Origin of the sequence: Parabacteroides chinchillae, assembly GCF_900108035.1 — a bacterium.
GTDB lineage: Bacteria > Bacteroidota > Bacteroidia > Bacteroidales > Tannerellaceae > Parabacteroides > Parabacteroides chinchillae.
On sequence record NZ_FNVS01000015.1, the window covers coordinates 95,309 to 102,784 of the forward strand.

6 protein-coding genes and 1 rRNA gene are annotated in these 7,476 nt (G+C 39.4%); 4 read left to right on the forward strand and 3 right to left on the reverse strand.

All coding sequences use genetic code 11. From position 1 onward, the window contains the following. Positions 1 to 36: 36 nt before the first annotated feature. Positions 37 to 2,295: a GH92 family glycosyl hydrolase gene (locus tag C4S38_RS12310; protein ID WP_200817973.1), complete on the reverse strand. Its 2,259-nt coding sequence runs from the start codon at positions 2,293 to 2,295 to the stop codon at positions 37 to 39. 132 nt (positions 2,296 to 2,427) lie between these two features. On the opposite strand from C4S38_RS12310, the gene C4S38_RS12315 reads away from it, so the two are divergent. The 4 genes from C4S38_RS12315 to C4S38_RS12330 all read left to right on the forward strand — a co-directional run bounded on the left by C4S38_RS12315 (position 2,428) and on the right by C4S38_RS12330 (position 3,975). Next, positions 2,428 to 2,622, forward strand: coding sequence for a sigma factor (locus tag C4S38_RS12315; RefSeq protein ID WP_103983956.1), 195 nt, complete (start codon positions 2,428 to 2,430; stop codon positions 2,620 to 2,622). A 98-nt stretch (positions 2,623 to 2,720) separates the two neighbouring features. Continuing rightward, positions 2,721 to 3,068 carry a hypothetical protein gene (locus C4S38_RS12320; RefSeq protein WP_146059483.1) on the forward strand — a complete coding sequence of 116 codons (348 nt, stop codon included), beginning with the start codon at positions 2,721 to 2,723 and terminating at the stop codon, positions 3,066 to 3,068. A 5-nt stretch (positions 3,069 to 3,073) separates the two neighbouring features. Further along, positions 3,074 to 3,352 (forward strand): LysO family transporter, encoded by a 279-nt coding sequence (locus C4S38_RS12325; protein ID WP_099464608.1) that lies wholly within the window; start codon positions 3,074 to 3,076, stop codon positions 3,350 to 3,352. Continuing rightward, complete coding sequence (locus C4S38_RS12330) at positions 3,349 to 3,975, forward strand: lysine exporter LysO family protein (protein WP_103983958.1); 627 nt, start codon at positions 3,349 to 3,351, stop codon at positions 3,973 to 3,975. The genes C4S38_RS12325 and C4S38_RS12330 overlap by 4 nt, the downstream gene beginning before the upstream one ends. 62 nt (positions 3,976 to 4,037) lie before the next feature. Here the strand turns inward: C4S38_RS12330 and C4S38_RS12335 are convergent, their stop codons facing one another. Further along, on the reverse strand, positions 4,038 to 7,277 hold the full coding sequence (locus tag C4S38_RS12335) for a S41 family peptidase (protein ID WP_103983959.1): 3,240 nt from the start codon (positions 7,275 to 7,277) through the stop codon (positions 4,038 to 4,040). A gap of 109 nt (positions 7,278 to 7,386) precedes the next feature. Then, positions 7,387 to 7,476 (reverse strand): 5S ribosomal RNA (gene rrf, locus C4S38_RS12340); the annotation flags it as partial.

Sequence of the window (7,476 nt, forward strand, 5' to 3'; positions counted from 1 at the left end):
TGCCGCCTCTCTTGCGTTATAATAGATATTATCTAACTAATGTGTAGCACTCATTGTAAATTCCAATTTACCGCCTTTTACAATATCTTTATGCGAGATGAAAGGACTATCAAAAACTTTTCCATTCAGCTTTACCTCCTTTACATACTTGTTAGCCGGACTATTATCTTTTACTACTATCTCAAACTCGCCACCTTTCACATGAATTATTGCATGATCCACCATTGGACGTCCCAAAGTATATTCAGGAATACCAGGACATACCTGATAAAAGCCAAGAGCGCTCATAATATACCAGGCCGACATTTGTCCGCAATCTTCATTTCCGATAATACCTCCAGGTTCATTTGTATAGAATTCCCGCATAATATAATCTAAATATTCCTGTCCCTTCCATGGAGAATCGGTCCAATTATATAAATAAGCCATATGATGGCTCGGCTCATTTCCATGCGCATATTGTCCGATCAGGCCTGTAATATCAGCCGAAGCTTCTTCTCCTTCTATTTCAGATGAAGTCGTGAACAAAGTATCCAAACGCATTTCAAGTTCTTTCTTACCACCGATAGCATTAATAAAGTTATCCATATCATGTGGAGCAAAGAAACTCCATTGGAATGCGTTACCTTCCGTATAATCGCTTTTCATGTGAGAAGAATAACGAGGGTTAAACGGTGTACGGAATGAACCGTCACCCATTACTCCACGCATTAGCTTTGTTTCCGGATCCAAATACTTTTTATAATACTCAGCCTTCTTGGCATATTCATTGGCAATTTCCATATTGCCGGCCTTCCTGGCAATTTGCGAAACACACCAATCGTAATAAGCCATTTCTAATGCCCAGGAAACAGATTCCGGAACAGAATCGGCAGGAACAAATCCATATTTCTCTTTATAATACGGATGCATGGTGATCAGGTCAAGCTCCCGGGTACCTTTAAACTTTTCAGCCAGATCCGGACGATAAACAGAAGAACGTGTTGCTGCTTCCGACCATAAGCTCATATCCCCTTCAGCAAGGTCTTTCGATATAAGATCGGCAAGCACGGACATAGCCGGATAGCCAACCATACATCCTGTATAACTTGAAGCCAATGGCCATTTAGGCAAAATACCGCCTTCTTTGTATCCCTGAATCAAAACATTTCCCCAATTGGATGCTAATTCCGGTTTTATTATAGTCATCAATGGATGCAATGCACGGAAAGTATCCCATAAAGAAAAAACTGAGTAATTAACATAACCCGGTTTTGCTGTATGTATTTGTTTATCCATGCCCAAATAACGGCCATCTACATCTTGATACACATAAGGAGATATCATTGTATGATAAAGTGCCGTATAGAAATTAACCAATACTTTGGGATCTGCACTTTCAATCTGAATCAGATTAAGAGCTTTATTCCATATCCGGGCAGATTCTTCACGCGTCTTCTCAAAATCCCATCCGGGTAATTCGGCACTCATATTCTTTGCTGCCCCTTTTGTATCTACGGTAGAGATTCCCACCTTTACATACAGCGGTTGATTATTCTCGGGAAACTTATAATGAAACTTCAAGTCTTTATCCGTATTTACAGATATAAAGAGTGAATCGCTACGTAATTTCCCATCCATATACTGATAAACGGTTTCTATCGGTTCGGAGAATGTAATGCGATAGGAAACAGAATGAAAATGCGCCCATCCTTGTGTTTTCACAGTACCCTCCACTGTAGAATCATTGACAAACAGATATTGGTTACCAATCACTTTATGCCCCCAGTTAGGTTGAAGTATATGCCCCAGGTCTAACATTACCCTACGTTCTTTCGGATTATCATACGTATATTTATGAAAACCCACCCGATCCGTAGTTGTGAGCTCCACATTGATTCCAAAATTATCCAGCCGAACTGCGTAATAGCCCGGAGTTGCTTTTTCGGTATCTTTCTTAAAAGTGGCTACCGGTTTAATAGAATCTTCTCCCGAATAAGGAAGTAAAGCAACATCGCCAAGATCTCCGATACCCGTACCTGAGAGATGCGTATGACTGAATCCATAAATACGATCATCGTCATAATGATAACCGCTACTGGCTTCCCATCCTAAAAGATGAGTATCCGGACTAAGTTGCACCAGTGCATTCGGACGTGTTGCACCGGGAAATGTATGCCCATGAAATCCGGTTCCGATAAAAGGATCGGCATACTGTAAATAATCGTTTTGAGAATATGTTGTAGTTGCCTGCTTACACCCGGTTAGCATTAAAGCAAATACAGCAGTTGAAAATAATAAGGTTGTTCTTTTCACTGTTTGATATTATTTAATTGAATCTTTATTAAACTTCTGAATATTTAAGCATTAATCACTCTACAAATATAGTGAAAAAGGACAATACTACCTTGTTGCTCCATTTTCTTCCGAAAAAATAATCTGTACCGCATGGCTTTCCGTATTACGGGAAATAAGGAGCAAGCAGAGCAGATCGTACAAGACGCTATGCTAAAAGTATGGAGCCAAAGGTCGACATGGATGATTATCGATGATCTTCCGGCATATTGCCTTATGGTGACACGAAATATTGCACTAAAAAGTACTATGGCTATTCTGTCAAAATGTTCTTTCCTATCTGATTGATATTAATTATCTTTGGTGCACTAATTTAATTCGGATAAATAATTATGAAAACGAATGTAATAAGAATCATATACACTTTGACGTGTATATTCATGTGTATGGCTATTTCAGCTCAAGAAGACGCAAAGAAATTAGCAGGTAATTGGTCTTTTTCTGCACCACAGGCACCTAACGGGTATCAGGATGGCGATTGTCATTTTAAAGAAAAAAGCGGAAAATTGACGGCTATAGCAAAAGTCCGGGGGTCAGAACTTGCTATCAATGAAATAATAAAAGACAGCAATGCTGAAACGTATAAATGTAATTTTTATCTGGATGGAGCTTATATCGAGCTCATCTTTAAAATGACAAAAGACGATCAACTGGAAGGAACTGTCAATACCCAAGGAATGAATATTCCTGTTCGTTTCAATAAAAAAGTTTCAAAGGTTCAAATTAAGGAATAAGCAGGATGTTTACAGTAATCGGAATTATGTTCGGAGGAATTGCCGTTGGTTTTTTATTACGGAAGATTGAATTTCTACAAAAAATAGGAAAACCCATCTCTTACACTATTTTACTTTTATTATTTCTTTTAGGAGTATCTGTGGGAGCTAACGATGCAATCGTCAGCAACCTGAGTACGCTTGGAGGACAAGCATTATTAATTGCATTAGCTACAACGACGGGAAGTGTATTAGCAGCCTGGCTCGTTTATCGTTTCTTTTTTAAAGAAAGGAGCAATGCATGAAGGGCAGTTTAATTGTTGTAGGTTTTTTTGCTCTTGGCTGCCTGATAGGATGGGGTAAGCTTGTGCCCGATAGCCTTATCAGTGGCAACCTTACGATGTACGTCCTTTATTTTCTGATGTTCCAGGTGGGGATCAGCATTGGGTGTGATAAGAAACTAAAAGATATTCTATGCAGCATACGTCCTAAGCTTTTACTTGTTCCATTAGCTACTATTATAGGGACTTTAATTTTTTCGGCACTTGTCAGCTTATTACTCACGCAGTGGAGCGTATTCGACTGCCTGGCCATAGGCAGCGGCTTTGCTTATTACTCTCTTTCATCTATTTTAATCACGCAATTGAAAGAACCTACCCTCGGAGTTCAACTGGCAACCGAATTAGGAACAATTGCTCTAATGGCAAATATCATACGGGAAATCTTTGCCTTACTAGGAGCTCCCCTGTTTGTAAAATACTTTGGCCGACTAGCACCGATATGTGCAGGAGGAGCAACAACAATGGATACAACTTTGCCCATTATCACCCGTTATTCTGGCAAAGACCTAGTATTTGTATCTATTTTCCACGGAATATTGGTAGACTTCACCGTCCCTTTTTTCGTTTCGTTTTTCTGTTCCTTATAACTAGACAACAGATATAAAAGAGAAAGAACCGCAGAATAATTCTGCGGTTCTTTCTTCTTTTATTACTTTCCTATTGTTTTCAACATTTCCTGTACGGCAACTTTTAGTTGCATATCTTCACCTTTCATTTGCGATTCAGGTGTATTATAAACTTCAATGTCCGGTTGTAATTCATGGTTTTCCATATAATTGCCTTGTAAATCCTGTACTCCTACCTGGGGAATACCGAATACAATAGAAGGATCTATCTGTTGTTCCCACCAAACAGCCGTCATCGTTCCCGGCACTGGTGTACCAATTAGTTTGCCAATGCCCAGATGTTTATATACCCATGGGAATCCATGTGCATTGGAATAGTTATCTTCGCAAACCAAAACACAAGAAGGTTTCAGCCATTTGTTGTATGGATCACTTCCTATATATTGGCCACGTGGCATAAAACGTTGATATTCTTTTCCGCTCAACAAGGTTGCCAAATCATCATGCAACCAGCCTCCGCCATTATGACGTGTATCCACAATCAAAGCTTCTTTATTACGGCAACGGCCTAACACTTCCGAATATACCTCACGAAAGCTTTCGCTATTCATACCCTTTACATGTACATAGCCAATCTTGCCTCCTGAAAGTTCGTCAACCATCTTCCGGCGTTGTTCAACCCAACGCTTATACAACAAATCAGACAAATTACCATAAGAAACAGGCTTAATTTGTTCATCGAAACGAACTTTTGTCGAAGGGTTATATACCGACAGAAGAATCTTCTTTCCTTCTTTACCTTTTAAAAGCGGATAATAATCTTCTCCGGCTTTAATTGCAACCCCATCTATTTTCTCAATAATACAACCGGTAGTGATTTTACTATCGGCAAGTGTAAGAGGGCCTTTTGCAATTATTTCTTCTATTTTCAGACCATCACCGGAATAGTTGTTATCAAAGAAAGCTCCTAGGCTAGCTGTAGCCGGAGCAATAGGTGCAGGACGATAACGCGCTCCGGTATGAGAACCGTTCAATTCACCTAACATCTCGGATAACATTTCTTGAAAATCGAAATTGTTATTAACATGAGGCAAAAACTTTTCATAAGCAATCTCATATCCTTTCCAGTCAATTCCGTGTATCTTCGGATCATAGAATTTATCAGAAACCTGACGCCAGATATGATGGAAAATATATTCGCGTTCCTTAGCCGGACGATAAGCAAACTCGGCTTTAAAAGCTATAGGTTCCACTTTACTGTCTTTAATATCTACCTTTTTTAATTGGCCTTTAGAAACGAGGAACAGATTCTCGCCTTTCTTATCCGTAAACATACTGCCGGCTCCAACATCTTTAATCAGCAATTTAGTCGTATTCTCTTTGAAATCGCGCATCCACAGATCATAACCTTTCTCAAAAGCAGCACAGTAATATAGCTTGTCACCTTTTGGAGTAAGTACAGCATCCCCTAGGTTTGAAGAATTTATAGTCAGACGAATAACACGGTCTTTACGATTTTCCAGGTCAAACGTCAAAGGTTCTACCGGTTTTGCTTTTTCATCTTCTTTTTTCTTATCTTCTTTTTTATCTTTAGCATCTTTGGAACTATCCTTACTATCACTCTTTTCATCTTCCAAAAGGGCTAGTTCTTCTTTTGATTGACGGAACTTATCATATGCTTCTCCATCAAAAAACATAATATATACGTCATCTTCCGAACCCCAACTACCATGACTGCGATAACCAGCACGGTCGCTTTGCCATATCATTGCTTTTCCATCAAGTACCCATTTGGCATTGGCATCATTATAACCGCTCTCAGTAAGATTTGTAACCTCCCCGCTACCATCAGCTTTTACTAATGCAATATCTGAATTGTTCCATCCTCCCACACTTATATATTTAACAATGAACCAGCGGCTGTCTGGCGACCATTGGTATTGCTGGTCACCATCTGCATACGAATAATTGAACTTTCCATCCAATACTGTACGCACTTGTTTAGTATTCAAATTAATTACACGCAACGTTGTGCGATCCTCAAGAAAAGAGACCTCTTTTCCATCAGGTGAGTACATAGGTTGAAACGATGTCTCATTAGTCACAACCAAAGGTTCTTCTTTGATTTCAGGAGCATAAGTAAAATATTTATCATCTTTACGAACCAGGCTGGTTTGATAAATTCCCCATGTATTTTCACGTTCGGCAGAATATACCAACGAACGGCCATCCGGGCTGAAATCCAAATCACGTTCTTGTTGCGGAGTATTTGTTACCTGGCGCGTGGTTTCATAATCAACAGAAGTTACATATACGTCGCCATGCACAATAAAAGCAACTTCCTTTCCATTAGGCGAAACAGCAATATCTGTAGCCCCTTCCGACAACAAACGGCTTATCAAATCGCTCTCCACCTTATCCGAAATAATTTGCACATTTACTTTCTGTGGCTGCGCCCCTTCTTTGACCGTATAGATTTCTCCATCATAACCGTAACACAAAGTGCCATTGTTATCGACAGAAAGGAACCGAACCGGATGAGTCGTATGATTTGTAAGTTGCTTTTCATTCTTACCGGAAATATCTGCTTTATAAATATTAAAACTTCCGTTTTTCTCACTTAAATAATAAAATATATTTCCATCTGCCGACCAGACCGGGTTACGGTCTTCACCATGAAATGAAGTTATTTTCTTATAAGCACGATTGCCGTCTAATGTACAAAGCCAGATATCACGCGTAATAGAAGATGTATGATGCTTACGCCACGGGTCTTCATATCCTTTCATATCCTGGTAAAGTAATTTATCCCCCTTCTTATTAATAGAGATACTTTGCATCGTCATCGTAGAATATAATTCAGGACGCCCTCCTTCCGTAGAAACCTTATATACTTGTGGAAACAAAGAAGATGGAAATTGTCCGTCTTTTGCATCCTGCAGGATGGAAGCAAGGTAAAGCACATGGCTGTTGTCTGTAAAAGTTTCAGGATACTCATTGGCAGAGTGAGAAGTAAGCTGTTTAGGTTCTCCTCCTTCTTTATCCATTATATAGATATCAAAACTCCCGTTACGATTGCTGGCAAAGGCTATTTTAGAGCCATCCGGCGACCATACGGGCTGCATATCATGTGCAGGATTTGTTGTAAGTTGTGTAGCTTTTCCTCCTGTCGACAAAACTGTATAAATATCTCCTTTATAAGTAAATGCAATTGTTTTACCATCAGGTGATATAGAACAATAGCGCATCCACAGCGGACTATCTCCAGCTTGAATCGTAGCCGAAATGAGTAAGGCTAACATAGAAATAAAGAGTTTCTTCATGTTCGTTATTTTTAGTTTTTGCAAATATAAAAGTTTAAATATTATAACTGTCACCTTCACAAACTAAAAAAGGAGTCCACTCAGATGAATGGACTCCTTCTCTCCTTTAAAACGGCGGCTACCTACTCTTCCACTGTTACGCAGTACCATCGGCGCGACGAGGCTTAACTTCTCTGTTCGGTATGGGAAGAGGTGGATC

Coding starts and splice junctions, on each gene's coding strand:
- C4S38_RS12335 (WP_103983959.1), bottom strand. CDS start 7,277: ATGAAGAAACTCTTTATTTCTATGTTAGCCTTACTCATTTCGGCTACG.
- C4S38_RS12315 (WP_103983956.1), top strand. CDS start 2,428: ATGGCTTTCCGTATTACGGGAAATAAGGAGCAAGCAGAGCAGATCGTA.
- C4S38_RS12320 (WP_146059483.1), top strand. CDS start 2,721: ATGGCTATTTCAGCTCAAGAAGACGCAAAGAAATTAGCAGGTAATTGG.
- C4S38_RS12325 (WP_099464608.1), top strand. CDS start 3,074: ATGTTTACAGTAATCGGAATTATGTTCGGAGGAATTGCCGTTGGTTTT.
- C4S38_RS12330 (WP_103983958.1), top strand. CDS start 3,349: ATGAAGGGCAGTTTAATTGTTGTAGGTTTTTTTGCTCTTGGCTGCCTG.